The sequence below is a fragment of the Paenibacillus sp. FSL H8-0034 genome, assembly GCF_038000305.1.
Classification (GTDB): Bacteria; Bacillota; Bacilli; order Paenibacillales; family NBRC-103111; genus Paenibacillus_S.
Genome location: NZ_JBBOBS010000001.1, coordinates 4,549,194 through 4,572,710, shown reverse-complemented (window position 1 = coordinate 4,572,710; position 23,517 = coordinate 4,549,194). Strand labels below are relative to the sequence as shown.

At 44.4% G+C, this 23,517-nt stretch carries 24 protein-coding genes; 13 read left to right on the top strand and 11 right to left on the bottom strand.

Annotation, left to right across the window (positions count from 1 at the left end):
• Positions 1-59 precede the first annotated feature (59 nt).
• The 3 genes from NST47_RS20575 to NST47_RS20565 are packed head-to-tail and all read left to right on the top strand — an operon-like array spanning position 60 to position 2,381.
• On the top strand, positions 60-917 hold the full coding sequence (locus tag NST47_RS20575; RefSeq protein WP_341156792.1) for a carbon-nitrogen hydrolase family protein: 858 nt from the start codon (positions 60-62) through the stop codon (positions 915-917).
• A gap of 25 nt (positions 918-942) precedes the next feature.
• Positions 943-1,659: a GNAT family N-acetyltransferase gene (locus NST47_RS20570; RefSeq protein ID WP_341156791.1), complete on the top strand. Its 717-nt coding sequence runs from the start codon at positions 943-945 to the stop codon at positions 1,657-1,659.
• Positions 1,660-1,709: 50 nt separating this feature from the next.
• A complete protein-coding gene (locus tag NST47_RS20565; protein WP_341156790.1) occupies positions 1,710-2,381 on the top strand; it encodes a GNAT family N-acetyltransferase in 672 nt (223 codons plus the stop codon).
• Between the two features lie 140 nt (positions 2,382-2,521).
• Here the strand turns inward: NST47_RS20565 and clpP are convergent, their stop codons facing one another.
• Complete coding sequence (clpP, locus tag NST47_RS20560; protein WP_341156789.1) at positions 2,522-3,109, bottom strand: ATP-dependent Clp endopeptidase proteolytic subunit ClpP; 588 nt, start codon at positions 3,107-3,109, stop codon at positions 2,522-2,524.
• Between the two features lie 177 nt (positions 3,110-3,286).
• Between clpP and NST47_RS20555 the strand changes: the two genes are divergently transcribed.
• The gene (locus NST47_RS20555; protein ID WP_341156788.1) at positions 3,287-4,042 is read left to right on the top strand and encodes an RNA polymerase sigma factor; all 756 of its coding nucleotides are present in this window, start codon (positions 3,287-3,289) and stop codon (positions 4,040-4,042) included.
• A 102-nt stretch (positions 4,043-4,144) separates the two neighbouring features.
• Here NST47_RS20555 and NST47_RS20550 read toward each other — a convergent pair whose 3' ends face one another.
• From NST47_RS20550 to NST47_RS20520, 7 genes are all read right to left on the bottom strand, one after another.
• The gene (locus tag NST47_RS20550) at positions 4,145-5,329 is read right to left on the bottom strand and encodes a ParB/RepB/Spo0J family partition protein (RefSeq protein WP_341156787.1); all 1,185 of its coding nucleotides are present in this window, start codon (positions 5,327-5,329) and stop codon (positions 4,145-4,147) included.
• Positions 5,330-5,570: 241 nt separating this feature from the next.
• On the bottom strand, positions 5,571-5,789 hold the full coding sequence (locus NST47_RS20545; protein WP_341156786.1) for a hypothetical protein: 219 nt from the start codon (positions 5,787-5,789) through the stop codon (positions 5,571-5,573).
• Positions 5,790-5,865: 76 nt separating this feature from the next.
• Positions 5,866-6,948 (bottom strand): Ger(x)C family spore germination protein, encoded by a 1,083-nt coding sequence (locus NST47_RS20540; protein ID WP_341156785.1) that lies wholly within the window; start codon positions 6,946-6,948, stop codon positions 5,866-5,868.
• A gap of 5 nt (positions 6,949-6,953) precedes the next feature.
• Positions 6,954-8,060, bottom strand: coding sequence for a GerAB/ArcD/ProY family transporter (locus NST47_RS20535; RefSeq protein ID WP_341156784.1), 1,107 nt, complete (start codon positions 8,058-8,060; stop codon positions 6,954-6,956).
• Positions 8,057-9,379 carry a spore germination protein gene (locus NST47_RS20530; RefSeq protein ID WP_341156783.1) on the bottom strand — a complete coding sequence of 441 codons (1,323 nt, stop codon included), beginning with the start codon at positions 9,377-9,379 and terminating at the stop codon, positions 8,057-8,059. The genes NST47_RS20535 and NST47_RS20530 overlap by 4 nt, the downstream gene beginning before the upstream one ends.
• Positions 9,380-9,463: 84 nt before the next feature.
• Entirely contained in the window at positions 9,464-10,435 is a 972-nt protein-coding gene (locus NST47_RS20525; protein ID WP_341156782.1) for a helix-turn-helix transcriptional regulator, read from the bottom strand.
• Between the two features lie 86 nt (positions 10,436-10,521).
• Positions 10,522-12,051: an MDR family MFS transporter gene (locus tag NST47_RS20520; RefSeq protein ID WP_341156781.1), complete on the bottom strand. Its 1,530-nt coding sequence runs from the start codon at positions 12,049-12,051 to the stop codon at positions 10,522-10,524.
• Between the two features lie 300 nt (positions 12,052-12,351).
• Between NST47_RS20520 and coaW the strand changes: the two genes are divergently transcribed.
• The 3 genes from coaW (at position 12,352) to NST47_RS20505 (ending at position 14,711) form a co-directional block, all read left to right on the top strand.
• Positions 12,352-13,158: a type II pantothenate kinase gene (gene coaW / locus NST47_RS20515; RefSeq protein WP_341156780.1), complete on the top strand. Its 807-nt coding sequence runs from the start codon at positions 12,352-12,354 to the stop codon at positions 13,156-13,158.
• Between the two features lie 136 nt (positions 13,159-13,294).
• A complete protein-coding gene (locus tag NST47_RS20510) occupies positions 13,295-13,720 on the top strand; it encodes a MarR family winged helix-turn-helix transcriptional regulator (RefSeq protein ID WP_341159717.1) in 426 nt (141 codons plus the stop codon).
• A gap of 16 nt (positions 13,721-13,736) precedes the next feature.
• Complete coding sequence (locus NST47_RS20505; RefSeq protein ID WP_341156779.1) at positions 13,737-14,711, top strand: ring-cleaving dioxygenase; 975 nt, start codon at positions 13,737-13,739, stop codon at positions 14,709-14,711.
• 107 nt (positions 14,712-14,818) lie between these two features.
• On the opposite strand, the gene NST47_RS20500 is transcribed toward NST47_RS20505, so the two are convergent.
• Positions 14,819-15,298: a ferritin-like domain-containing protein gene (locus tag NST47_RS20500; protein ID WP_341156778.1), complete on the bottom strand. Its 480-nt coding sequence runs from the start codon at positions 15,296-15,298 to the stop codon at positions 14,819-14,821.
• Positions 15,299-15,490: 192 nt separating this feature from the next.
• Here NST47_RS20500 and NST47_RS20495 point away from each other — a divergent pair, with 192 nt between their 5' ends.
• Positions 15,491-15,985, top strand: a complete 495-nt coding sequence (locus NST47_RS20495) for a CYTH domain-containing protein (RefSeq protein ID WP_076234102.1) — start codon at positions 15,491-15,493, stop codon at positions 15,983-15,985.
• A gap of 60 nt (positions 15,986-16,045) precedes the next feature.
• Positions 16,046-17,002 carry a 3'-5' exoribonuclease YhaM family protein gene (locus NST47_RS20490; protein ID WP_341156777.1) on the top strand — a complete coding sequence of 319 codons (957 nt, stop codon included), beginning with the start codon at positions 16,046-16,048 and terminating at the stop codon, positions 17,000-17,002.
• 200 nt (positions 17,003-17,202) lie between these two features.
• On the opposite strand, the gene NST47_RS20485 is transcribed toward NST47_RS20490, so the two are convergent.
• Positions 17,203-17,538, bottom strand: a complete 336-nt coding sequence (locus NST47_RS20485) for an ArsR/SmtB family transcription factor (RefSeq protein ID WP_341156776.1) — start codon at positions 17,536-17,538, stop codon at positions 17,203-17,205.
• 112 nt (positions 17,539-17,650) lie between these two features.
• Between NST47_RS20485 and NST47_RS20480 the strand changes: the two genes are divergently transcribed.
• Positions 17,651-19,030 carry an MFS transporter gene (locus NST47_RS20480; RefSeq protein ID WP_341156775.1) on the top strand — a complete coding sequence of 460 codons (1,380 nt, stop codon included), beginning with the start codon at positions 17,651-17,653 and terminating at the stop codon, positions 19,028-19,030.
• Between the two features lie 164 nt (positions 19,031-19,194).
• Here the strand turns inward: NST47_RS20480 and NST47_RS20475 are convergent, their stop codons facing one another.
• A complete protein-coding gene (locus NST47_RS20475) occupies positions 19,195-19,806 on the bottom strand; it encodes a nitroreductase family protein (protein ID WP_341156774.1) in 612 nt (203 codons plus the stop codon).
• Between the two features lie 345 nt (positions 19,807-20,151).
• On the opposite strand from NST47_RS20475, the gene NST47_RS20470 reads away from it, so the two are divergent.
• The 3 genes from NST47_RS20470 (at position 20,152) to NST47_RS20460 (ending at position 23,388) form a co-directional block, all read left to right on the top strand.
• Positions 20,152-20,925: an alpha/beta hydrolase family protein gene (locus tag NST47_RS20470; RefSeq protein ID WP_341156773.1), complete on the top strand. Its 774-nt coding sequence runs from the start codon at positions 20,152-20,154 to the stop codon at positions 20,923-20,925.
• Positions 20,926-21,028: 103 nt separating this feature from the next.
• Positions 21,029-21,244, top strand: coding sequence for a hypothetical protein (locus NST47_RS20465; protein ID WP_341156772.1), 216 nt, complete (start codon positions 21,029-21,031; stop codon positions 21,242-21,244).
• Between the two features lie 311 nt (positions 21,245-21,555).
• On the top strand, positions 21,556-23,388 hold the full coding sequence (locus tag NST47_RS20460; protein ID WP_341156771.1) for a UbiD family decarboxylase: 1,833 nt from the start codon (positions 21,556-21,558) through the stop codon (positions 23,386-23,388).
• Positions 23,389-23,517: the final 129 nt, after the last annotated feature.

The following is a 23,517-nucleotide window of genomic DNA, read 5'->3' as shown; positions in this document are numbered from 1 at the left end:
AGCGTAATTATTAGAATCTTATTCATATGTCAATCATAGAAATTGAGGTAATAGAAACAATGAAAATGAGGGTATCCGCAGTACAATATCATCTGCACACTATTCATAGTTTTGAAGAGTTTGCCAAACAAGTAGAACATTATGTCCACATAGCTGAGGAGTACGAGTCGGAATTTGTGTTGTTTCCCGAGCTGTTTACGACCCAATTAATGTCCATTGGCGACGAGAACGGACAACCGCTGCCGATTGAAGCACTGCCTGGTTATACGGAGGCTTATGTGGACTTGTTCAAGGGGCTGGCTATGAAAACGGGCATGCATTTGATAGGGGGAACACATGTTACCTCCGAGCAGGGAAAGCTGTTTAACACGGCCTATTTATTTTATCCGGATGGACGTATAGCCACACAGAACAAGCTGCACATTACACCTGCGGAAATCAAGGAATGGAATATGGGTGCAGGTGATTTGCTTCAGGTATTTGATACGGATAAAGGACGTATTGCTATTCTGGTATGCTATGATGTGGAATTTCCGGAGATTGTTCGGATGGCCCGAGCTCGCGGCGCTGATGTATTATTTTGTCCGTCTTGCACGTATGACCGCCATGGCTATCATCGGGTACGGTATACATGTCACGCACGTACGATCGAAAATCAGATTTATGTTGTCACCACAGGAACTGTAGGTGCGCTTCCTACGGTTGACTTTATGCGCAGCAATTTTGGTCAGGCTGCGGTATTGACGCCTAATGATGTTCCATTTCCTCCTGGGGGTATTATGGCTCAAGGCGAGCTAAATGATGATATGGTGATCACCGCTGATCTGGATTTGCAGCTGCTTGCAGAAGTGAGAGAACGGGGTTCGGTGACGACATGGCGGGATCGCAGAACCGACCTGTATACGGATTGGTCGTAGACCGTAGGCAAGGAGGCCATTTGAATTGAGCGAGGGTAAGGAAACAGCTGAATTAACGGATCATCACAAGGATCGTTATTTCAAAGAGTTATTTGTTTATCATGGTGAGAAGCCGCTACGAGCGCTGATCCGAAACTATTCACATGAAGATTTTGATGCGTTGATTCATATTCAACAGGAGAGCTTTCCTCCGCCTTTTCCGTCAGAGCTCTGGTGGAACAAGGAGCAGTTGAACGAACATGTGAGCAGATTTCCCGAGGGTGCCTTGTGTATGGAGGTAGAAGGGGAGATTGTCGGGTCGATGACGAGTCTTCGAATCGATACGCAGACGGAGCAGACGGGTCACAGTTGGGCAGAAGTTACAGATAACGGGTATATAAGAACGCATGTTCCGGGTGGCGGCACACTGTATGTTGTCGATATTTGTATTCATCCCAATAGCCGCAAGCTTGGTTTGGGCAAATGGATGATGCAATCGATGTATGAGGTTACGGTACAGCTGGGTTTAGACCGACTGCTTGGTGGGGGTCGTATGCCGGGTTATCATAAGTTTGCCAATGAGCTGACGGTGCAGCAATATGTGCAAGCGATATTGGATGGACGATGCAAGGACCCGGTTATCAGTTTTTTGATGCGCTGCGGTCGTACTCCGGTGGATATCGTTGCGAACTATTTGGAGGATGAGGAATCCTGCAACTACGGGCTGCTGATGGAGTGGAGGAATCCTTTTAAACGTAAGTGATAGACATGAATGTGGGAAATGAATGACATCAATAGCAGGGAGTGTTGAGGATGGATTTTGTACGAATTACAAGTATCGAGGACCCGAATTTTTTATTAATGCATGAGCTGATGAAAAAGGTATTTCCGCCTGAGGAAGTTTATGAATATTCGCTATGGAAGGAACCGCTCGAAGATCCGGGTATTCGTGTATTTGTAGCTGTTCATGAGGGGGCAGTAGTTGGTGCGACTGAATACCGTTACTATGATGATCTGCAGGTTGCGATGACGGATTTCACGATTATTGGTCAGGCAGGTCTTGGTATCGGACGGTTCATGGCAGCTAAACGGATGGCAGATCTGCAGCAGCAGGCTGCGTTATCCGGTCGTTCGATGCTTGGCATGTTTGCTGAAATTTATGATCCTTACCGTATTGAGGGTCATGAATTTGGCGGTATTAAGCCGATGGATCCGTATGTGCGCCGCGAGGTTCTTTCCCATTTGGGCTACCAACGCCTAGAATTGGACTATGTACATCCTTCCTGGGAGAACAATGGCGAAGCGGTTGAAGTGCTGGATTTGTGCTTCTTGCCAATCGACGATAGCTGCACGGAGGTATCTGCCTCGTTGATTGTGCAGTTTCTAACACGCTATTATGCAGTTCTGCCCGATAAGCCGTCACAATGGCAGCAAATGATTGAAGGCTTGCAGCAGCGGGATACGGTAGCTTTATTTCCTCTATAAAACAATAGTGGGGGCGCCAAGAGCATGTATTTGTAAGCATAAGGACTTTCTTTGAATTACAAAATATGCCCGCCGCCTGAATTCTCGATTCTGGGCGGCGGGCTTGATGTGTTTGGAAACGAAAATTCGAGTTATTTGTGTTACAATGAGGTCACCACTTGATCAATAATACCATATTCCTGTGCCTCTTCCGAGGACATAAAGTAATCGCGATCCATATCTTTTTCCACCTTTTCAAGCGGCTGACCGGTTTTTTCGGAAGTGATCCGGTTTAATCGTTCTCGAATACCGATAATCCGCTTGGCACTGATAGCAATATCACTGGCTTGACCTTGCGTTCCACCATGTGGTTGATGAATCATGATCTCGCTGTTCGGGAGTGCAAACCGTTTGCCTTTGGCTCCTGCGAGCAGCAGAATGGCTGCGAAGGAAGCTGCAAAGCCTGTGCATATGGTGTGTACCGGAGGCTTCACGAACTGCATGGTATCATAGATGGCAAATCCTGCTGAGGTAGAACCGCCAGGGCTGTTAATATAGAGACTAATTTCTTTCTCAGGATCCTCCGCAGCCAGAAATAGCAATTGAGCTGTAATACTATTGGCCATCTGGTCATCAATCGCGGCGCCAAGAAATACGATTCGGTCCTTGAGCAGCCTTGAATAAATATCGTAAGAACGTTCGCCGCGACCGGTTTGCTCCACCACATAAGGCACATAATTGTTGTTCATTTGTTTACCTCCATTATAGATATTAGTTTGGTTATCTGCTTTCCATCAGCAAACGAATTTAATAAGGAAAAGGATACGGTGTTCATTTTTTTAGAAGCTGCGTATCCTTATTCAGGGTTCATTCGTTATCATATTGAAGCTATGTATTGTCATTAACCAGGCAAAGGAGAGAGCTGTATGATCTTAGCTGGTACCATAGAAAGCAAGGAAGCAACAATAGAAGCGGCTAACGGTACGAATTGGGCAGAACTGCAAATGACCGTTAAAAGGTACTGTTTGTCGATTACGCAGTCCAATTGGGATGCAGAGGATTTGGCTCAGGATACGTGGCTGAAAGCAACACGCGTACTTCAAGAGACGGGACATGCGAATCCAGAGGCTTACATGCTGAGGATAGCAAAGAACACGTGGATCGATCGAATGCGAAGAAACAGCAGCCTGTCCTTAATCCTCCAACAGGAGCAGCGGCAGACGATTATGCCGGATCATGGTGTTGCGATGGAAATGGAGACTGTTTTTCTGGCGCTCATCAAGCATATGTCTGCTTTGCAACGAACGGTTTTTTTATTGCGGGATGTACTTGGTTATTCGATCCTAGAGGCGGCACAGCTGCTGCAAACGACAGAAGGCGCGATCAAAGCAGCGCTTCACCGAGCTCGTCAATCATTGAAAGCCGTCAGATCGGATCTGGAGCAGGATGTGCTGATTTTACCTGAAGAAGAGAGCTCCAAGGCATTGCTGCAGATGCTGGTAGCGGCTTATCAAATGGGGGATATTGCGGTGCTCGTAGAACTTGCCCAGCGGGATCAGCTTGAACCTGCTGTGGCAATTGGAATTGCTCGTAATCATCTTAAGTCCAGACAAACATCTGTCTCCAAGCGCTATGCCAAGCTGCCTTCGCACACCTTACATTGCGTTAGGATGGCCGCATAATCAGATTATGCAAGCAAATAGGAGGCTCTGGAAACCGCTGTGCATGTGTGCAGCACAAAGAGGCTGATTCCCCGGAAGCATGGTGGAGAATCAGCCTGTTTTTTAATAATTAACCGCTTCAGCTGCGGCTATTTGGTCCTGATCCTGCGTGAACTTCTGTACTTTTTTCCATTGCTCCAGATGTTTTTCCAGATTGTCGACAAGCAGCTTCACACTGGCATGAAAGCTTTCTTTATCGTTGTCATAGATCTCCTCATAGGAACGGAGCACCTCATCAGACAACGGGCTGTAGGAGGGAAGAGTGGCAAGTAATCGCTGCAGTGTACTATCGATAAGAACCTCTGTCACTGTATTCGACGCTGCTTCCTTTACGGGTTCGTTTACTAATCGTGAAGCAGATTGATGCTCGGATTCATTACCCGGTTGATGCTCGGGATCGGAATTGAGTTCTTTTGCGGGTTGCGTCAAGCTTGCCGCCGCGGCTGAGTTGGCCTCGGTTGGAGGCTGTTCGGGAGTCCGCTTATCCGATTTATCGGCCTTCGTCGCGGCTTTGGCCTCAGCTTGCTTCGATCTTTCCGCTCTATTTTGTTCAAATACGGACCATGTTTCTATAAGCTCATAGCCGGATTTATACAGCAGCTTTGCTTTCGTATTGTCGGAGATATCTTTATCCTTGAACAGCTTGGCGATTTTCTTGACATCACTTACTGACAGTTCATCCCTGGCGACCATCAGTGCCAACGAGTCCCGGTATTCAATCGGCAAATCCTTGAGAGGCAGCACCTGCAGCTCGGTGAGCTTGTCCTTCCTGATTTCCGTTCCGCTTACGATCAGCTTTTTGACAGCATTGCTGAATTTAAGCAGGTCACACTTGTTCTTGATATAGCTTTCTGGCTTACCCAGCTTACTGGAAAGATATTTGGTTGAACTGCTGAACTTTGGGTCCTTGAGCAGCTTATTAAAGGCATCCGCCTCTTCAATGGGTGAAAAGCCTTCCCGCGTCAAATTCTCGGCGATCTGCTCCAGATAAATTTCCAGCTCATCGGTTACATCTGAAACAATGCAGGGGATGGTGGGCTTACCCAAGGTACTGCATGCTTTATAACGGCGGTTGCCATAAATAATTTTATATCGGCCATCCTTAGTCGTTCTTACCTTGATTGGAGATAAAAGGCCAAGCTCTGCGATGCTGTTCATCAGCTCCTGCAAGGAATCCTCGTCAAATTGATAGCGGGGCTGATCCGTATCTTCATCAATTAAATATGTAGGTATTTGCACAATGTCCATTCGATTACTCCTATTCGTTCAGTTAATTCGCCGGATCTTGAGTCCGGTGGGGCTAGCGTTATACCTACCATTATATAACATGGTTCGAGCTGTGAAAATGGGTTGCCTGACAAGGCTTAAACGAGGCCGGCTAAATAAGCTCTCACAGCAGCAAAAAAAAGAACGAAGCGGATGCTCCATTCCTTTCCTTTCCTATACATCTATGGATAAGTACGAGACCTGATAGGTTCTCATTGTTGCTTTAAGGGAAAATAGGTATCGAATACTTATCACCTTGTGCGGAATACAGCAGTGCTTGGGAGCGGAACAGGTCGATACGCACTAAAGACTCCTTAAGGTTAGATATCGTTAATCGATTCCTCTGCAGCGCAGATAGTAAAGAAGGAATTATGTGTGAATCCGCCCCGAATAAAAATACCGGTACCGAATTTTCCTGGAATGAAATGTTAGTAGTTACCACCGATAAAAACCTCCTTAATTTGACATGTTATTTATTACACATATTGGAGGGAAGTGAAACAGTAGATAGAGGTATTTTATTTAATCCCTCCGGATCCTAAAAAGTTAATGTTCACGTTGACATGAAACATAAGCTGAGGATAAACCGATGACCATTTTTCCCATTCATGATCACGGTCATGGCGAGTTGCGCGGTACTTTAAGCCAAAACCGATAGGATCGACCCCAATAGACTGCAATTTCTTTAGTACATTTTCGTAACGTTTAGCAGCCTCCTTTTCGGCTTCGTGTTCATATAGGCTCCATTCCGAATAATTAAGCGATTGGCTGGATTCTGCGGCTTGTCCTTTGATTTTAATATTCATCGTAAGCAGGGGGGCAGCGTCTTTTGGTTCATCTATGGTGTATGTATATCCGAATTTGGTCACACTCAAAGCAAATTGAACCGTATCTGTTCGGGTCTCTATATAGAACTTACTAATTTTTTTGGATAATTCGTTGAAAACACGAGTTTCATCCGGGTTTAAAATTTTTTTCAATTTCTCTTTATCAAAGACGGCTACTTGATCGATTAAATAAGATTCGCTGAGTGGCCTGATGACAGGTAAATAAGGATCTAATCCTTTTTCACTTAACCTTCTATGGAAATCGAACAAACGTTCGGTAACGATAAATGGTGATTCCGTACCTTCTTCATCAAAACTCAAAAACAAACTATCTGCGGGCAGCCTCTCTGATTTGGGTTTTACTTTCAGTATCTGCTCTGCCGATGGATCGCCCAACGCCATGAGTGTCGTCCCTTCGATTTCACGTCTTCGCAAAAACCAGTCTATCGTTTCTCGATTCAGACGTTCTTCAGCCAAATCCCTTCCGAATATGATGATTTTGGATTGTGAAAAATCGAGTTCTTTATCCACTTTAGATTTGAGATGCTGAACGGCCTCCGAGATTGTTTTGGCATCATCGCTTACGATTTGGAACGTATTGGTCTGACCCGGTTTGATTTGCGAAGTAGGAATGGCGAGTTTTAAAGAAACATGCAGGGGCTGGTCTTTATCAGTTGACTTATCTATGCCGATGGCCATAACAATAAAACGTTTGTCCATATCCTTGAAACCGCAGCTGGATAACAAAGGAACGATTAGCAGGAACAACAGCATCGTCTTCATAAGCTTGGCCTCCGCCTACTCAAGAAATAAACGGTCAGGACAATGAAGACGTCAATGGGAAAACGTATCATCATCCAAAAAGATGACACTCGCATCAAATCATTTTCACCTAAAAGGCTTCCGGTTATAATTGTAGCAATACCGATCAAGCCACAACATATCGCATTCGGAAATACAGTGGATACGGAAGAGGTATTCGGTTTGCTTCGAGGAAAACAGCTGCTAACAGCTTCAGAAGCGATATGCCAGGTCACCATCGTATATAAAAAGGTAATCGTTAAAAAAATGAGTAAAAAAATATAAACAACGTGATCAATAAATGCATATTTCATCTGAATCGCCTCTGCTGTAGAAACCCAAGTGAAAATATAGTCATCGACACCATCTGTGCCTAAAGTTCCTATTGGAATTATAAATGTAGATAACAGCATAAAGAAACCGAAAATAGGAACCAACCATCTGTATTGAATGGCGCTGGAGTTAGAAAATATACGATTAAATATCGACAAGCTCATATAACCTCCGAATGCGTAAGTAGAGACCGTTAAGCTCTTCCAGCTCGGAAGCATCCAGGTGTAGTCAAGTATGACTTTTACTGTATCATAGTTCATATGTTTATTGGTTAGCGCTTTGATGATCAAGAACAAAAGTAAGGGCACACTGAGAATCAGCACTATTTCTGCACTATATAACACGGTTTTTGAGGATTGCATAGCGCCAAAACAAACAACGGATACAAAAAGCAAAAGCAAAATATACGATGGTGTGTCCGGATTCAGATATCTGGATATGATGAAGGTGAAATTGATTAATACAAGCCCGCCTGTGGTGAAGCTTATTGCACCAAATAAAAGCAATAAAGGAATATAGACGCCTTTGTGTAGATAAAGCTTAATAATTTCGGGTAGACCCATCCCAGGAAACTTTAAGAGAGAGCCGGTAAATAGGTATAAAAGTATGCTGCCAATCAAGGTTCCAAGAATGAGCGACATGATCGCACCTTCATACCGCTCGTTAATGAGAATTCTTGGAACGTACAGAATGGAGTTGATCAACATGGTTAATACCAGAGCATAAAAATAGTAACGAGATAACGATTTCACCTGGTTTTTTTGTCCTCTCCGATAAAAAGCTTCAAATATGGCCGACCAAAGCTCCTCAAGCTCGCCGCGTAAACAAGGAAGAAAAATAACCCTGCCAGCACACCTACCAGCCCGAAAAATATGGCTAGAAGAACAAGTGGAAATTTGATGACCCTCAGCGAAAAACTCAATGTATTCATGGGAATCACAAAATTGGAGATGGCTACCGCCGAAGCGATAATAATCATAATACTGCTGACTAGCCCTGCCTGTTGAGCCGCTTGTCCTAATATGAGGCCACCTACGGTCGTCGCTGTAGATCCAATAAACTTCGGAAGACGAATACTTGCTTCGGTTAACGCTTCAATTAAGAAAAGCATAAGAAAAACTTCGTAAAAAGAGGGGTAAGGTACCGACGCACGGCTACCTGCAATTTCAATAGCTAATTGTGACCTGAAAAATTCAGGATTATAAGAAACCGTTGCTACGTATAAAGCAGGTAGTGTAGTCGTAATAAACATGCCTATATATCTCAATATCTGAAGCGGCCTCACGATCCAGGGCAGCTCGTAGACATCATCCATTGAGGTCATGAAATCAAAAAACACGGCTGGCAGGATGACCGAGAATGGAGTTCCATTGAGGAATAAAGCGATTTTTCCTTCGCTTAAATTTAATACGGTTCTATCGGGCCTTTCTGTGACCATTAAAGTAGGAAAAAAGTGATGTCTTTTCGTGAGCAGCATTTGGAGCTGATTGGCAGCTTGGATGACTTCCGCATCGATTTGCATAAGCTTATTCTCAAGCTGCAAAAGAACGTCTTCATCCACTCTTGTCTTATCATAGAGGATGGCTAATTCAGTTTGACTTTGTGTGCCAATCTTCATAATTTCAACATGCAAATCCTGCGAGGGGTATCGTGAGCGTATGATTTGTATATTCGTCGTGACATCTTCTGCGAAAGCAAATTGGGGCCCCTGAAGAATGTTTTCGATGGATGTTTCTTGAGGCTGAGACGTCGGAGCTTTTTTGGCCTCAATCGCACAGGTCATCTGTGGGAAAAACAGCAATGTACAGCCGCCAATGAGTTTCTCCAGCATGTGATCTTCGCTTTGAATGATTTCAAATCCCGACAGCATTTTTAAGGCTATTTCAAACTCAGATAAGCTACCTCCATCTAGAAAGGTTTTAATGATCGTGGTATGTATATATTTTTTATCACACATCGTTGAAAAATAAACGAGTTGCACGGATTCGTCACTTAAGTTGAGCTTTCTGATTTCAAGGTCATCGGCTCGAACCATACCATGAATCAATGTATCTAGATCGAAAGCATGCATAAGGAAACATCCTTTTTTTCGCAAGGTACATTTAATTTCCCACTGTACTGGAATAATTATTCATTTCATTCAACATTCAGATCATTATTCATCCTTATTGAGAACAGCGTGTCCGGAATCGAGATACAAAGCGGATATGTCCAAAGCCATTTTTCTGACCTCAGCAGCAATATGGGCAGGCTCCAGAATAATCAAATCGGTTTTATAATGAAGCAAAAAGCCAATGATCCATTTCCCATCAGGAAATGTGGTCCGCACAAGAAGTGAACCATCCGGCAGCCTTTCGATCTCATTTTCATCAAACCGATCTGCAGCGGACACTTTAGCCTCACCTGTGAATCGAAGGACAAGATCGACCGTCTGAGGATGTTGGGGCGTTCCCCATCGTTCATTCAATTTAGTAAGTGTCATAGCCCGGCGATTGAAGGATTCATCCCGTACCTGCATATCCCGAAGACGCGAAAGCTTGAAAATCCGGTAATCCATGCGGTTCAAACAGTAAGCGTGCAAATACCAGGAATACTTTTTGAGCACAAGTCCCATCGGCTCGACACAACGTTCTGATTCTTCCCCTTGGCCGTCTGTATAGGTGAAACGGATTAACTTTTTGTCATTTACGGATTTTTGCAGAGACTCATATTTGCTTCGTTCGGTCTCGCTGTTTCTCCATGGGGTAAAATCGATTAGAACCTGATCGCGTTCAGCTAAACGTCCTTGTTCTGCTTGTGAGACCAGTGCCCCTACTTTATCGAGCAGCCGGTCTACATGGGTATGATTCAATGCTTGGGACGACTGAAGACCGCGCAGCGCTGTAAAGAGGGCAAGTAGGTCATCGAAAGATAACATCTGTCGGTCCATACGAAAGCTGTCCATAATTTCATAGCCACCTTCTGTTCCTGTATACGATACAATCGGGATTCCAGCCAGGCTCAATGACTCCAAATCGCGGTAAATCGTCCGCAAAGATACTTCAAGCCGATCAGCCAGCTCTTGCGCTTGCACGCGTCTGCGGTTTAATAAAAGAATCGTGATGGCCATTAGCCGTTCGAGTTTCATTGCTAGACCTCCAATTTCGGGCAATATTACATTAATCATATACCATAATTCCCGACAACTGTAAGTCCAGATCTAATTTACAAATGCTAATGTGAAGCGGAGTAACCATCCGAATCTGTCGCTTGAGCCAATTTCTCTCGACTCATAATGAAGGCAGCGCTTAGCGCCAATACTGCCGGGATGAGGCTCCATGCGAAGGTGCCGACAATGGAAGACGACAGCCCCTCCGTAATCGTATTTAGTGTGTTTCCGTCCATCGATTGGCGGATTGTAGGATTCATCAGAACATAGGGGTCGCTAAAGTTGATATTCTTCGGTATATTCGTTCCACTACTACCAAATGCCTGCGTCAGCTTATCTGTTAGCGAATGGCTCTGAATAATGCCGAATATTGTAATACCGAGTGTCATGCCGAGCGACCGGTTGAAGTTCTGTGTAGAAGTAGCCGCTCCTCGCTGTGCAGCAGGGAACGAATGAATGGCAGCGCTGCTGAGTACCGAGAAGGAAGCTCCGATGCCCAGACCTACGAGGATCATATACACTGTGATTAGTAAACGCGAAGATTCCGTTGACAGTGTGGTTAGAAGTGCCATTCCCGCGATCAGGATGATAAGTGTAGGAATCAGGATGGTCCGATAGGGCAGCTTAGACATTAGGAATCCACCCACAGTTGCAGTTACGACTGAACCCACCATCATTGGAAGCAGTATAAGTCCGGCGTTCGTCGCGGTGCCGCCCAGTACGCCTTGAATGTAGATCGGTATGAACATGGATGCGGTTATGAACGTCGCTCCGCCGAGCATCGCAACCAGATTGCTTGTCGCATAGAGCCGATTACGGAACATGCGGAATGAAATGATGGGCTCAGCCGCCTTTTTTTCCACAAAGACAAGCAAAATAGCAAGAATCGCGAAGCCTGCAAACAAGCCCAAAATTTGCGGTGATCCCCATGCATACGCTTTGCCGCCGAGCTCAACACCAAACATGAGGCAGATGATCGCTCCAACCAACAGGAAGCCGCCAAGGAAATCGATTTTCTGCTTGGAATGCTCTGTCGATTCTTTGTAGAAAAATACAATCAAAACGAACGCAATCAAACCGAGCGGTAAATTGATATAAAATATCCAAACCCAATTCAAATAGTCGGTTATATAACCACCGAGCAGCGGAGCGGCAACACTCGACATGCCGAACAAAGCACCGAACATGCCTGTCATTTTTCCTCTATTCTCAGGTGGAACGACATCGAACATAATCGTGAATGCTATCGATACCATCGCGCCCGCACCAATACCTTGTATCGCTCTGTAAGCACTAAGCTGAACGATCGATTCCGCCAATCCGCATAAAGCAGATCCGATCATAAATATGACGATACCGAATACAAAAAAACGTTTGCGTCCATACATATCAGACAGTTTGCCAAATATCGGCATGCCCGCCATCTCCGCCACCATATAGGCCGAAGTGGCCCAGACAAATTTATCGAGACCGCCAATCTCACCAACAATCGTTCCCATCGCCGTCGCCACAATCGTGTTATCCATCGAGGCCATCAGGATAGCGAGCATAAGTCCTGTAATGATAACCCCCATTTTGTTCTGCACTTGTTTCATTTGAATCCGATCCTTTCTGTTATCAAGTTGAATGGTGAAGCCGTAATTAAAGCAATCATAAACCATCCTTGTTGACAACAGTATGTCAGGAACGAGCTATCAAGTGAAAATAAGTGATAGTCGAGAGGCTGCTTTTTTGTAGGCCCAAATCGGATGTAATCTTACATGAGGTACAGCAAATCTGGTAAAATGATGATTATATCTTTTGATCAAGGAAATAGAAAGATGAATTAATGATACATAATATTAATAGCATTAACTAAATGGCTGTTAGGTCGCTAACATTGGGAGGAACGAACTATGAATATTGGAATTGATGCCGGAGGAACACTGATCAAAATCGCCTATATGGAACACAATTCGCTCATTTTAAACAAATTTCCGGTTTCCGAGCTGGCTCATGTAGCAGATTGGATTAACGGGAGGGACAATGCCCGAATTTGTATGACCGGTGGAAAGGCTTCTGCGCTGCAGTCTCTCATCCACCTTACAGCTGCGGAGCTGGTTGAATTTGATGCTACCTGTAGAGGGGTGGAATACTTTTTGGAAAAGCTCGGTGTAACGGAGAGCCAGTATGTGGTTACCAATGTCGGCACGGGCACTTCGATCCACTTGATAGACAGCGGCCAACACCGGCGGCTTGGCGGTACAGGAGTTGGAGGCGGGACCTTGATAGGCTTATCTCAATTGTTAACAGGGTTAACAAATTACGAAGAAATTATACAAAAGGCAGCCAAAGGATCACGTGACCGAATCGATCTAAAGGTCAGTCATATTTATGAGGGAGTTGAGCCGCCAATCCCCGGGGACCTGACAGCAAGCAATTTTGGACGTATTTTGCAAGGGGCTTCCCACCCTCCTTTTTCCAGAGAAGAGCTGTTAGCGTCTGTAGTCGGTTTAGTAGGAGAAACGGTTGCTACGGTTAGCGTACTTGCTGCCGGGCAGTCGGGGGCGACCACCGTTATTTTTATCGGTTCCTCGTTTATTGGGAATAATCTGCTTAAAGATGTGGTGCAGCGTTATACGAAGCTTAGAGGGGCATCACCTTTGTTTATTGAAAATGGTGAGTATGCGGGAGCTATAGGTGCTTGGCTGCATGAGGATTAAGGATGGATCCACACGTAGAAGGGTACAGGATTGCTTTTTTGTTAGTTTAGATATATACTGATAATGAGTTTAGTGCTAAACCAATAATAGATTACCGTTATACAAGAGGGATGATGCTATTGTGGCAGACAACGAAATGCAAGCATTAAGCAAACAGGAAAAGCGGTTAGGAATATTGCTGTGGTTTCGGCTATCCCGCTTCTATAACCAAAGCATTCGTGAAACGAATCAGCATTTGAAAAAATGGGACATAACCGCAGCGCAGTTTGATGTGTTGGCCCAAGTAGGCGCGGCGGGACGTATCAGTCAGCAGGACTTGGCCGATAAGCTCGTTGTAACTAAAGGCAACATCGCCCAGATCATTCAAAAGGTTGAAGAGCTTGGGTGGATTACGCGTGAACAGGATTGGAAAACCAAATATGTGTCGCTAACAACAGAGGGTAAAGCCTTATTCGATGATGTAGTTCCTATGCAGGAGGAATTTCAGGCGGCTCAATTTAACAATCTGAATCCTTCGGAACAGAAACAGCTGCTGGATTTGTTGAAAAAACTAAAATCATAATAAAGGATGGATCAACATGAATGTTAAAGGAATTCATCATTTATCGGCTATGACTGGGGATGCACCCGGCAATTACAAGTTCTATACCGAGGTTCTCGGCATGCGATTGATTAAAAAAACCGTCAATCAGGACGATACATCTGCTTATCATCTGTTTTATGGGGACGAACGGGGCAATCCAGGAACCGAGCTAACATTCTTTGACTTTCCCGGCATCGGTCCGACTCGTGCGGGAGCAAGCAGCATTTCGGGTACTTCCTTGCGGGTGCCGAGTGACGCGGCGCTGAAATATTGGCTGGATCGGTTTACAGAGCATGGTGTCAAGCATACAGCCATTACAGAATTTGCAGGCCGTAACGTTATTTTCTTCGAGGATCCGGAAGGTCAGCAGCTCTCGCTTGTTTCCGATGAGACAAATTCCGGTGTGAAGGGCGGTACTCCATGGGATCAAAGTCCTGTGCCTGCCGAATTCAGTATAATTGGACTTGGACCTGTAAAGCTTACCGTTCGCAAGCCCGATTCTACACTAGCCGCGCTCAAGCTGATCGGCTTTACAGAGAAGATTCGAATCCCTGCCTTGGTTAAAGGGCAAGAGGATATAATCGTTATGCAGGTAGGGGCAGGGGGATCAGGTGCAGAAGTGCAGGTTGAGCCGCGCAGTGATCTGTCAGTCGCTGCGCTTGGCAAGGGTGGTGTGCATCATGTGGCTTTTCGCGTGGAGGACAAGGAAGAATTGCTTAGCTGGATTGAGGTGCTGAATAAAGCGGGATTACGTAATTCCGGATTCGTGGAAAGATATTATTTCCGTTCCTTGTACTTCCGTGAACCCAACGGTATTTTATTCGAGCTGGCAACAGACGGTCCCGGATTTGATACAGATGAGCCTTTTGAAACCTTGGGTGAATCTCTAGCGTTACCGCCGTTTCTGGAGAATCAACGCCAATCGATTGAAGCTAACCTGAGGCCGCTTTCTACCAAGCGCACGGTATAAGTACAATAGGCTGAAGATGCAGACCCCTGAATATAGCTTCAGGGGTCTTTATTAACCCTTAATGCGATTGAACTTGCGAGTGAGTGAACCTTATCTATGCTTTATTATTAACGCGAACGGTTCGTATGATTCAAAGTAAACAAATAATTGTATAGACTTGCATGCTTCAATTCATCTAAGATGATCCCAAATACGGTGTCTCGATAAATACCAGCTGGCAGACCAAACCATATTTTTCGATAGTTCTCGACCGCAGACAATTCGCCTCGAAGAGCCCTCTGTAATCCTTCGATATAGGATTCTACCCGCTCATATTTTTCATTGCTGATGCCTGTTATTTCATGACCGGTTATCTCTTTATACATACCTCGGAACATACGATTATGACCGCGTTCATCATCACGTATTGAAGCAATTATCGATGATTGCTCTGAGTTTGGGGCCATTTTGATAAGTTCATCATAAAATAACTCATCATTTCGTTCACCTTGGACGGCTGCTCTTATTAAATTTAGTGCTTGCGAGGTAGATACGGACCAGACTGGCTTAAACGTGGATCTACTCCAATAAGGATTAACCACATACATACAATAAACCTCCAGTTGTTCATGTTATGCTTGATAACAGACTATGTGTAGATGCCTAATTGGGTTACAGGTGTTACACTATGCCGTTCGATTGTCAGCGATTAAGAATCATGCCAGTCAATCAGTATCGACAACCACAGCTTTTAAATTTATAATGTAATTCGTGCATAAATTAGAAGAGGGGGGTCGCTAATGGGTATCGAAATCGAAAAAAAATTTTTATTACCAGCGTTCCCGCAGGCTGAGCTGGATCAGGCGAATGTTACGTTGATTTCAAAGCAAACGATTTATCAAACCTACCTGGCTTTTTCCAAGGATGAGGAAATCAGGGTCCGCCAGCTGATAGATGTTGACGGAACCTGCCACTATACGCATACATTTAAGTCAGGACATGGCATGGTTAGAGAAGAAATCGAATATACCATTTCAGAGGCTATTTATCAGCAGTTATTGTCTCGTTCAGGGTTGGTTCCTTTGGAAAAAGTGCGTACTTCGGTGGATCATCAAGGTACTTTATATGAAATAGACGAATACAAGCAAATAGCGCTTGTGGTTGTAGAGGTCGAGTTTCCGGATCTTCATGCAGCGCAAAGGTTCGAAGCACCGGATTGGTTTGGTAAGGAGCTTGGGCAAGAGGAGGAATTCCGCAACAAAACGTTGTGGATCCAGCTTCAGACATCCATCTAAGCATCGAGCTGATTATCGAGAAGTTGACTTTTCGTAGAAAAGTCCTGAGGAGGAATAACAATGTCTTTAATCAAAACCTTAAATTCCCAAGATGAATTCGTTGGGTTTTATCTCATCAAGGAGCTGGAAATCAAACAAACCAATTCCACACCCGCAAAGGACTATCTGGATATTGTTCTGTGTGATGCGACCGGACAGCTTCCGGCCAAATACTGGGATGCCAGTACGACCGATAAGGAGACTTTTTTTCCTATGGGGCTGGTTCGTGTACAGGGATTGGTGCAAACCTATAGAGAAAAGCTGCAGATCAAAATCATTAAAATACGTAAAGCTACCGATGATGACGGTGTATTCCTGACTGATTTTATCCGTTCGGCACCGATCCGTCCCGTCGATCTGATTTATACGATCAAGCAGGCCATGGACAGTATTCAAGACAAAGAAATGCATACTATAGTTTCATTTTGTGTGAAAAAGGTTGAAGAGAGGCTGATGCATTACCCTGCTGCCAAAACCCATCACCATGCCTATTTTGCGGGCTTGGCCTACCATATGGTTCGCATGCTCGAGCTGGGTGAATTTATTTGCAAGCAGCGGCCATTTTTGAACCCGGATCTGCTTACCGCTGGCATAATCCTTCATGATATTGCCAAGCCGGAGGAAATGACCGCTCAACTCGGGATCGTATCCGAATACAGCGTCCATGGCAAGCTGTTAGGTCATATTTCAATGGCTTCAAACTGGATTACAGAAGCAGCTATTCTTTCCAACATAGATTTAAATTCAGATCGTGTTCTGGCGCTTCAGCATATGGTCTTGTCACATCATAATTCCGGCGAGTGGGGCAGTCCTGTGCAGCCTCAAATTCCAGAAGCGATTGCTCTTCATCATATTGACACCATAGATGCCAAGCTTCAGATGGTTGAGGATGCACTGGATACAACACCGGAAGCCGAGAATTGGACGCAATCGATCCGTGGATTAGAAAATAAAGCCATCTACAGGATGAAATTATAAAAAGCCGAATTCAGACTGTTCAGAAAATTTCTTTCACGAAAAAGATTACATAACAAATATTATGTAAACAATATCACGGACTATATAATATTTTATTAAGAACTGTCCTCCATGATACGCAAATAGCAATAGCAGCCCAGATAGGCTGCTATTTGTTGTGTTAATTGATTCCAATAAAGTGGAATAAAATGTAGGATCTCTCAGGTTGTAGTGAACGGAATTAATTCTCCCGAGGTTTGATGGGCCTGAAGTATGGCAGCAAGCAGCCCTGGAAAACGAGCTTCGAGATCTTCGGTGCGAATCGAAAGGAAGCGCTGTGTTCCTTGCATACGGACATGAACAATTCCGGCTTCACGCAGTGTACGGGCGTGATGGGAAACCGTTGACTTCACGACGGGAACATCAATATCCCCGCAGGTCCGTTCGCCGGATTTATATATCGTATCGACAAGATAAAGACGGATGGGATCACTAAGGGCATAAAGGACGGAAGACAGATGGATATCGGCTCGGTCTGGATGAAATAAAATTTTCATGTGAGATCCTCCTTTATTCTACAAAAACTGATGATTGCATTTTATCATATCTCATGCTATATTTCAATTGTTCGATTGTAATAGAACTATCAAATAGGAAAGAGGGTTCCCGATGTCAACAACATCTATTCCGTCATCAGCCACAGAAGCTGCTAAGCCCTTCCTGAAGGAAGGCAAGGTGACATTACTGCTTGGATTTTCGATTGTTCTTGTCATCATGAACACGATGATGTTTAATTTGGCGCTGCCGGATGTATCGCGCGCATTCGGGATCTCGACGGCTTCAACCTCATGGATCGTAACCGGCTACTCGATCATATTTGCGATTTCAACGATTACGTTCAGCCGACTGTCTGATTTCATTCCGATTCGCCGTTTATTTATTATCGGACTTGTCTTGCTTGGAGTCGCCGCGGTCGGTGGATTTTTTAGCAGCAGCTTTATACCGCTACTGATCGTTCGCATTGTGCAGGCATCTGGAGCGGGCTCTATTCCAGCTCTCTCGCTTGTTCTGGTAACGCGTTATATCCCTTTGGAGCGGCGCGGCAAAGCGATGGCAACCGTGATGTCTGCTGCCGCACTGGGTCTGGGTCTCGGTCCCGTAGTTGGCGGGGGAATCGTGGAGTACCTAGGCTGGCACTATTTATTTGTAGTTACTGCAGTTGTGCTCGTTTTGATTCCATTTTACTGGATTCTTCTTCCGAAAGAGCAGCCAGCTAAAGGCTCCTTTGACGCATTAGGCGCGTTTTTCGTGGCGATAGGGACTACAGGACTGCTATTATTTCTAACGAACCAATCCTGGATAGCACTGGCAGCAGGATTAGCCGCGCTTGCTCTGTTTATAATCCGGATCAATCGGGCAGCAGATCCCTTTGTGCAGCCGATATTGTTCCGTAATCGTGCTTACCTGACATTAAGTGCAGTCGGAGTCGTGACGTATCTGTGCAGCTTTGCAACACTGTTTTTGATGCCGCAAATTCTGGTACACCGGTTCGAGCTTAGTGCCAGCGTCTCCGGACTTATCATTTTCCCTGGTTCCTTGCTCGCTATGATTTTATCCCGTCGAGTGGGTCGAATTATCGATAGCTACGGCAATGGTGCTATTATACGGTATGTACCTCTGTTAGTACTCGTTTCTGTTGTACTGTTCGCTTTATTTGCCAGCACCTCATATATCGCTGTCATGTTTATTTATATGCTGCTCAGTGTTGGTTTTACTTTCCTGTCAAGTGCCATTTCCAATGAAATGTCGCGAATATTGCCGAAATCACAGTTGGGTTCGGGTCTTGGGCTGTTCCAACTGCTTCAGTTCTTCAGCGGGGCATTCGGGGTGGCTATAACGGCCAGTGCTTTAGTATGGCAAAAACAATTACCGCTATCCATCGCTTACGGTAATATTTATTGGGGATTGACGATCATTGTGCTTGCTTCAATCGGTTGTTCTTACCTGTATCGTCGTTATAGCTTGCGCTCTATGCAAGAATCCGGATAAATATGGATATTTCACAAATCTGCTTATAAGGTTCGTTGACCAATAAACGCAAACAAAAAAAGATTACATAATAATTATTATGTAATCTTTTTTTGTTGTTCTGTTCTTGTTCGTATGCAGGAACGACCTAATCGAATAATGATGAACAGACTTTCTGCATCTGATTATGGATTGAACTTTCCATCTATAATACTTTCACTCAAGGGCCTACGGCCATTCGGTTGTTCTTTATCCTGAAAGCTCTCATGAAGTGTTTCCTTCGTTCCAGGATAGCCGAGTGCAATTACCGCATGCAGTTCGATTTCATCCGGCACATCCAAAACAATACGGGCCTTGTCTTTATCATAGCCACCCACCGCACGCGTCGTAAGACCCAGTATTCGTGCCTGCAAAGCAATAGATGCCCAAGCTGCTCCAGTATCAAAGGCATGCGAACGATTCGGTTCTCCATCAGCTCGAAGCTTATCGGAGGCCAACAATAGAAGCACTGGGGCAAAGTCAGTCCAAAGTCTGTTGTTCGGTCTGATAAACTCCTCAAATCGTTTCCGCTGCTCTGGTGTCCTGGCGACAATAAAACGCCATGGCTGCAAATTACTCGACGATGGAGCCCAACGGGCAGCCTCCAGAATTGTATACAGCACATCGTCCGGCACACTACGAGTCTCATAGGAACGCGAGGACCAGCGATTTAAAAACAATGGATAAACCGGGTAATCAGCCTTACGGGTAGCGTCAACTTCAGGTAAAATACTTTCTACGAATACAGATGTAGTCATACTTGATCCCAGCCCTTTCTCATTCCATGTAATTTATAAAAAAGAGACCTCCTGTATAAGGAAGTCTCCGAAAATACGGTCGACTAGTGTACTAAATCAAAGTAATCACATGTGATTAATAATTTCATGGTATCAATCGGATTTAAAAATGTCAATGGAATTTTTAAATTGACAGTTCATCAATGGATTGTTATATTCTTATTAATCATATCGGAATAATTAATTATCTTCATATTTTAGAAAATCATGGTATTTCATAACATGTTTGGACACCGTTAAAACGGAGACATAGATATCCCTTTTATTATTTTTATTTCAATTTTTTTAAAAAAAGGAGTGAACAGTATGGGAAATGCCGTTGTTGTGAAGAAGGATTTTCGGATTGATCTGGAAAATGAATTGTTTATTCGAGGAGAGGTTACGCTTGTTGAGGAACAGATCAAAAAACCGGTTTTGGTAATCAGCCACGGATTTAAAGGATATAAAGATTGGGGATTCTGGCCTTATGTTGCAGCATGGTTTGCAGAACGCGGATTCTACGTCGTACATTTTGACTTTTCACGTGTAGGTGCCCTGAACAGTGGAGCCGATGAGGCTTCCGTTCAAAAATTGAGTACAGTGTCCAGAGAATTATCTGATTTGGATGCTGTATTGGCTCATCTAAGAGAGCACAAGCTGCCTTTGGCTGAGCAAGCCGAAACAGAACGTATCACCCTGCTGGGGCACAGTAGAGCAGGCGGAAGCAACATTATCTTTGCCGCCGAGCATTCCTATATTGGCTCAGTTATCGCCTGGAACGGCGGGCCTCCTCCAAAGGCAGCTGCCGGAAACCAGAACCCCTTTATTAATGATGATGTGGAGCAGAACAAGCAGAGATTCGACACAGCTCGTCTTCTTGCATCTCTTGCAGCTCCAGTGCTTATTATCCAAGGAGGCAAGGATCGGGAAGCTTTGCTTAAGGGGCAGCAGCTATTGAAGGAAGCAGCTCCAAATCAAACCTTTGTCAGCATACCCGATGCGGATCATTTTTTTGGAGGAGAGCACCCCTTTCATCACACAACCCCGTATCTGGAGGAAGCATTAGAAGTTACGCACAGCTTTATAACCAAACATTACTAAAAATTTGAAATAGTTGGTATTCATGAAATAGGCTGACTGGAACACCAGAAGCATGGACTTTAAGTCCATGCTAATTTTATGTTATAACGAGAGGAAGGATTAAATGATGAAAGCAGATATTACATTTGACGATGCCTTGGTGAATGTTAATTTGATGGGAACCGACCAAAAGCAAATACCTTTTTTACTTAATGCGCTTAAGAAGAACACGTTAACTGTATCCAATATAGAAAAGCCGCTTGTGAAAATTGATTTATTTGACTCAGAAGCTTTTCTTTATTCTCTCAATGGAAACAAGTATCGTATTCCTATATTTTGAAAGCTGGCTTTTGATAGATGAGCTTCCAGGTCACTGTTCCAGTGGAATTAGGAAATATTGTTATAAAGCTTGCTAAACAATAAGAGAAAAACAAAAAAAGATTACATAATATATATTATGTAATCTTTTTTTGTTTTGTTCTTTTAATTCGTATACAGGAATCTATGAACATCTATGGTATGGTAGGAGAAGCGCTTGTAATAAACGGAACAGGCAGTTGAAATCCGTATAGGCTAGCTGTATATTTTAAACAGCATGAATCTCAAACAGCTTGAGGTTCCCTCACAATAATCAGAGATTGGAGCCGTTTCATGAGTTATAGCAATTTGGAAGATTGCATCATCGATTTAGAAAAGAACGGACATTTGATCCGTATTCAGGAGGAAGTCGATCCTTATCTGGAAATGGCTGCGATTCATATGAAAGTATATGAGGCGGGTGGCCCTGCATTGTTGTTTGAAAATGTGAAGGGCTCGAAATTCCGGGCGGTATCCAACCTTTTTGGTACCATAGAGCGCAGCAAGTTTATTTTCCGGGATACGTGGGAAGCTGTACAGAACGTAATGACTCTACGTAATGATCCTATAAAAGCATTAAAAAACCCACTTGCCCACTTTAATACCGGGCTGGCAGCCTGGAAAGCTCTTCCTATGAAAAAATCCGAAAGCTTACCAGCTGGCTTTCAAGAAATCAACATATCTGACCTGCCGCTCATACAACACTGGCCGATGGATGGCGGTGCTTTTATCACCTTGCCTCAAGTGTATACGGAGGACCCGGACAAGCCAGGTATTATGAATTCCAATCTGGGTATGTACCGTGTGCAGCTGAGCGGCAATGACTATGAGATGAACAAGGAAGTTGGTTTGCATTATCAGATTCATCGCGGTATTGGCATCCATCAGGACAAGGCGAACAAACAAGGAGTCCCTTTAAAAGTAAGCATCTTTATTGGTGGACCTCCGGCACATACCTTGTCGGCTGTCATGCCCTTGCCGGAAGGGTTAAGTGAGATGACCTTCGCCGGATTGCTTGGAGGGCGCCGGTTTCGCTACAGCTATGTCGAAGGACATTGTATTAGTCTGGATGCTGATTTTGTCATAACCGGAGAAATTCATCCAGGTGAAACGAAGCCAGAGGGTCCTTTTGGCGATCATTTGGGGTATTACAGTCTGACTCATCCATTCCCGCTAATGAAAGTACATAAAGCGTATGCCAAGACCGATGCGATATGGCCGTTCACTGTCGTAGGTCGTCCACCGCAGGAGGATACGGCATTTGGAGAACTGATCCATCAGTTAACTGGTGATGCAATCAAGCAGGAAATCCCTGGTGTGAAGGAGGTTCATGCTGTTGATGCCGCGGGCGTTCATCCCTTGCTTTTTGCAATAGGCAGTGAGAGGTATACGCCATATCAATCGGTGAAGCAGCCTACCGAGATATTGACTATCGCCAATCGTATTTTGGGAACCGGACAGCTGAGCCTGGCCAAGTATTTATTCATTACAGCTGAAGAGCAGCAGCCTGTGGACACGCATCATGAAGTGAATTTTTTAACGTATATCCTGGAACGAATTGACTTGCATCGAGACATTCATTTTTACACCAATACAACTATCGATACCCTTGATTATTCAGGCACCGGGTTAAATAGCGGCAGTAAGGTCGTTATCGCAGCATATGGAGATGTAAAAAGGCAATTATGTTCAGAGGTCCCCGAAGCTCTACAGCAATTAAATGGGGGAGGACAGGCTCACCTGGTAATGCCGGGTGTCGTGGCGCTTCAAGGGTCTGCATTTATCGACTATGCTAATGAGCAGCTGTACATCCAACAATTGTGTGAGGCTATTCAGGCAAAGGGAGCTATTCCGTCATGCCCCATGATTATTTTGTGTGACGATAGTCCGTTTATGAGCGCGACCATCAACAATTTTCTATGGGCGACATTCACACGCAGCAATCCTGCCAAGGACATTTATGGTGTGAACAGCTATTATGAGAACAAGCATTGGGCTTGTGACAATATGATTATTGATGCCCGGATTAAGCCGCATCACGCACCTCCGCTCATAGCCGATCCAACAGTTGAGCAAAACATCGGGCGTTTTTTTGCCCAGGGTGCCGGTTTAGCTCCATTCAAATAACGGTAATGGCATATACTTGACCATTCTCGGCTTTTGAGAAACGTTCAGATGGTTTATACTGATACAGAAATGAGAAAGCTTGTACGCGTTTATTAACCCTATTCAAGTAGATGACTACGAAGCTCGATT

Coding starts and splice junctions, on each gene's coding strand:
- NST47_RS20575 (WP_341156792.1), top strand. CDS start 60: ATGAAAATGAGGGTATCCGCAGTACAATATCATCTGCACACTATTCAT.
- NST47_RS20565 (WP_341156790.1), top strand. CDS start 1,710: ATGGATTTTGTACGAATTACAAGTATCGAGGACCCGAATTTTTTATTA.
- clpP (WP_341156789.1), bottom strand. CDS start 3,109: ATGAACAACAATTATGTGCCTTATGTGGTGGAGCAAACCGGTCGCGGC.
- NST47_RS20555 (WP_341156788.1), top strand. CDS start 3,287: ATGATCTTAGCTGGTACCATAGAAAGCAAGGAAGCAACAATAGAAGCG.
- NST47_RS20550 (WP_341156787.1), bottom strand. CDS start 5,329: ATGGACATTGTGCAAATACCTACATATTTAATTGATGAAGATACGGAT.
- NST47_RS20540 (WP_341156785.1), bottom strand. CDS start 6,948: ATGCTGTTGTTCCTGCTAATCGTTCCTTTGTTATCCAGCTGCGGTTTC.
- NST47_RS20530 (WP_341156783.1), bottom strand. CDS start 9,379: ATGCATGCTTTCGATCTAGATACATTGATTCATGGTATGGTTCGAGCC.
- NST47_RS20525 (WP_341156782.1), bottom strand. CDS start 10,435: ATGAAACTCGAACGGCTAATGGCCATCACGATTCTTTTATTAAACCGC.
- NST47_RS20520 (WP_341156781.1), bottom strand. CDS start 12,051: ATGAAACAAGTGCAGAACAAAATGGGGGTTATCATTACAGGACTTATG.
- coaW (WP_341156780.1), top strand. CDS start 12,352: ATGAATATTGGAATTGATGCCGGAGGAACACTGATCAAAATCGCCTAT.
- NST47_RS20510 (WP_341159717.1), top strand. CDS start 13,295: ATGCAAGCATTAAGCAAACAGGAAAAGCGGTTAGGAATATTGCTGTGG.
- NST47_RS20505 (WP_341156779.1), top strand. CDS start 13,737: ATGAATGTTAAAGGAATTCATCATTTATCGGCTATGACTGGGGATGCA.
- NST47_RS20500 (WP_341156778.1), bottom strand. CDS start 15,298: ATGTATGTGGTTAATCCTTATTGGAGTAGATCCACGTTTAAGCCAGTC.
- NST47_RS20495 (WP_076234102.1), top strand. CDS start 15,491: ATGGGTATCGAAATCGAAAAAAAATTTTTATTACCAGCGTTCCCGCAG.
- NST47_RS20490 (WP_341156777.1), top strand. CDS start 16,046: ATGTCTTTAATCAAAACCTTAAATTCCCAAGATGAATTCGTTGGGTTT.
- NST47_RS20485 (WP_341156776.1), bottom strand. CDS start 17,538: ATGAAAATTTTATTTCATCCAGACCGAGCCGATATCCATCTGTCTTCC.
- NST47_RS20480 (WP_341156775.1), top strand. CDS start 17,651: ATGTCAACAACATCTATTCCGTCATCAGCCACAGAAGCTGCTAAGCCC.
- NST47_RS20475 (WP_341156774.1), bottom strand. CDS start 19,806: ATGACTACATCTGTATTCGTAGAAAGTATTTTACCTGAAGTTGACGCT.
- NST47_RS20470 (WP_341156773.1), top strand. CDS start 20,152: ATGGGAAATGCCGTTGTTGTGAAGAAGGATTTTCGGATTGATCTGGAA.
- NST47_RS20465 (WP_341156772.1), top strand. CDS start 21,029: ATGATGAAAGCAGATATTACATTTGACGATGCCTTGGTGAATGTTAAT.
- NST47_RS20460 (WP_341156771.1), top strand. CDS start 21,556: ATGAGTTATAGCAATTTGGAAGATTGCATCATCGATTTAGAAAAGAAC.